This window comes from Arthrobacter sp. P4_H3, assembly GCF_056400885.1.
On sequence record NZ_JBFUKK010000043.1, the window covers coordinates 1 to 3,547 of the forward strand.

Consider the following 3,547-nt stretch of genomic DNA (forward strand, 5'->3'; position numbering starts at 1 on the left):
TTGTTTGTTTCTGGTTTCCTGGCTGCACCGATCGCATGCGTTGGCTTGTCCTTTTTGGGGCGGGTGTGTGTGGGGTGTGTGGTATGGGGTTGTTGTTTGAGAACTACATAGTGGACGCGAGCATCTTTTATAAGAAGCAATTTCCAAGAATATGAACCTGGATCTGTTGTTCTGTCCTTCGGGGTGGAGCAGTGGTTTTCGTGGTTCTCTCGAAAATTAGCGTTTTTGATCTTTTGTGGTCAAGTTTTTAAGAGCACACGGTGGATGCCTTGGCATTAGGAGCCGAAGAAGGACGTAGGAATCTGCGATAAGCCTGGGGGAGTCGATAACCGGACTGTGATCCCAGGGTGTCCGAATGGGGAAACCCCGCCAGGGGCGCGAGCTGCCTGGTGACCCGCATCTGAACACATAGGGTGCGTGGAGGGAACGCGGGGAAGTGAAACATCTCAGTACCCGCAGGAAGAGAAAACAATAGTGATTCCGTTAGTAGTGGCGAGCGAACGCGGATCAGGCTAAACCGTTCCATGTGTGATAGCCGGCGGGCGTTGCATGGTCGGGGTTGTGGGACTTCCCGTTCTGTCTCTGCCGGGGCAGTGGGGTGAGTAGTACAGGCATAGGTGAACGGTCTTGAAAGGCCGGCCAGAGAGGGTGTGAGCCCCGTAACCGAAATGTTGTGTACCGCCCGGTGAAGTATCCCAAGTAGCACGGGGCCCGAGAAATCCCGTGCGAATCTGTCAGGACCACCTGATAAGCCTAAATACTCCCTAATGACCGATAGCGGACCAGTACCGTGAGGGAAAGGTGAAAAGTACCCCGGGAGGGGAGTGAAACAGTACCTGAAACCGTGTGCTTACAATCCGTCGGAGCCAGTCTGATTCTGGTGACGGCGTGCCTTTTGAAGAATGAGCCTGCGAGTTAGTGTTACGTCGCGAGGTTAACCCGTGTGGGGCAGCCGTAGCGAAAGCGAGTCTGAATAGGGCGTTGCAGTGGCGTGATCTAGACCCGAAGCGAAGTGATCTACCCATGGCCAGGTTGAAGCGACGGTAAGACGTCGTGGAGGACCGAACCCACTTCAGTTGAAAATGGAGGGGATGAGCTGTGGGTAGGGGTGAAAGGCCAATCAAACTTCGTGATAGCTGGTTCTCCCCGAAATGCATTTAGGTGCAGCGTTGCGTGTTTCTTACCGGAGGTAGAGCTACTGGATGGCTAATGGGCCCTACAAGGTTACTGACGTCAGCCAAACTCCGAATGCCGGTAAGTGAGAGCGCAGCAGTGAGACTGTGGGGGATAAGCTTCATAGTCGAGAGGGAAACAGCCCAGACCACCAACTAAGGCCCCTAAGCGTGTGCTAAGTGGGAAAGGATGTGGAGTTGCGAAGACAACCAGGAGGTTGGCTTAGAAGCAGCCATCCTTAAAAGAGTGCGTAATAGCTCACTGGTCAAGTGATTCCGCGCCGACAATGTAGCGGGGCTCAAGTACACCGCCGAAGTTGTGGATTTCACATTTTATCCAAGCCGCTCCCTTTGTGGGGTTGGTTCAGGAGTGTGGAGTGGTAGGGGAGCGTCGTGTGGGCAGTGAAGTCGCGGTGTAAACCAGCGGTGGAGCCTACACGAGTGAGAATGCAGGCATGAGTAGCGAAAGACGGGTGAGAAACCCGTCCGCCGAATGATCAAGGGTTCCAGGGTCAAGCTAATCTGCCCTGGGTAAGTCGGGACCTAAGGCGAGGCCGACAGGCGTAGTCGATGGACAACGGGTTGATATTCCCGTACCGGCGAAAAACCGCCCATGCTGAACAGGGGATACTAACCGCCCGAGACCTGCCCGATCACCCTTGTGGTGTGAGGGTTTTGGTGGAGCGCGGGACCTGATCCTGGGAGGTAAGCGTATTAACAGGTGTGACGCAGGAAGGTAGCCGAGCCGGGCGATGGTTGTCCCGGTCCAAGGATGTAGGGCGAACGGTAGGCAAATCCGCCGTTCATGATGCCTGAGACCTGACGGGACCCCCGTATGGGGGGATTCGGTGATCCTATGCTGCCTAGAAAAGCATCGACGCGAGGTTTTAGCCGCCCGTACCCCAAACCGACACAGGTGATCAGGTAGAGAATACTAAGGCGATCGAGAGAATTATGGTTAAGGAACTCGGCAAAATGCCCCCGTAACTTCGGGAGAAGGGGGGCCCCAACCTTGATGGACACTTGCTGTCCGGAGGGGATCGGGGCCGCAGAGACCAGGGGGAAGCGACTGTTTACTAAAAACACAGGTCCGTGCGAAGTCGCAAGACGATGTATACGGACTGACTCCTGCCCGGTGCTGGAAGGTTAAGAGGACCGGTTAGCCGCAAGGCGAAGCTGAGAATTTAAGCCCCAGTAAACGGCGGTGGTAACTATAACCATCCTAAGGTAGCGAAATTCCTTGTCGGGTAAGTTCCGACCTGCACGAATGGAGTAACGACTTCCCCGCTGTCTCAACCATAAACTCGGCGAAATTGCAGTACGAGTAAAGATGCTCGTTACGCGCAGCAGGACGGAAAGACCCCGAGACCTTTACTATAGTTTGGTATTGGTGTTCGGAGTGGCTTGTGTAGGATAGGTGGGAGACGTTGAAGCCCGGACGCCAGTTCGGGTGGAGTCATCGTTGAAATACCACTCTGGTCACTTTGGACATCTAACTTCGGCCCGTAATCCGGGTCAGGGACAGTGCCTGATGGGTAGTTTAACTGGGGCGGTTGCCTCCTAAAAAGTAACGGAGGCGCCCAAAGGTTCCCTCAGCCTGGTTGGCAATCAGGTGTCGAGTGTAAGTGCACAAGGGAGCTTGACTGTGAGAGAGACATCTCGAGCAGGGACGAAAGTCGGGACTAGTGATCCGGCGGTACATTGTGGAATGGCCGTCGCTCAACGGATAAAAGGTACCTCGGGGATAACAGGCTGATCTTGCCCAAGAGTCCATATCGACGGCATGGTTTGGCACCTCGATGTCGGCTCGTCGCATCCTGGGGCTGGAGTAGGTCCCAAGGGTTGGGCTGTTCGCCCATTAAAGCGGTACGCGAGCTGGGTTTAGAACGTCGTGAGACAGTTCGGTCCCTATCCGCTGCGCGCGCAGGAAATTTGAGAAGGGCTGTCCTTAGTACGAGAGGACCGGGACGGACGAACCTCTGGTGTGTCAGTTGTACTGCCAAGTGCACCGCTGATTAGCTACGTTCGGATGGGATAACCGCTGAAAGCATCTAAGCGGGAAGCTCGCTTCGAGATGAGATTTCCATACACCTTGTGTGTGAGAGGCCCCCAGCCAGACCACTGGGTTGATAGGCCGGATGTGGAAGCGAGGACTAACGACTCGTGAAGCTGACCGGTACTAATAGGCCGATAACTTACACCACACACCACCCCCGCAAACCCGTTTCAAAAGGGGTTCGCACCCCGGGGTGGTAAAAAGAAACAAGACTGCTTGCGTCCACTATGTGGTTCCCAAACAACAAACCCGTCACACGGTTTCGTTGCAGGGAACACAACCACAACTAAATAACAACACCACTAATGTTGTAACCACA

The 3,547-nt window shown here is 54.6% G+C and carries 1 rRNA gene; it reads left to right on the forward strand.

The annotated features are described in order from the left end of the window. Nucleotides 1-237: 237 nt before the first annotated feature. Nucleotides 238-3,376: ribosomal RNA gene (locus AC1DRE_RS25030) — 23S ribosomal RNA — on the forward strand. Nucleotides 3,377-3,547 lie beyond the last annotated feature (171 nt).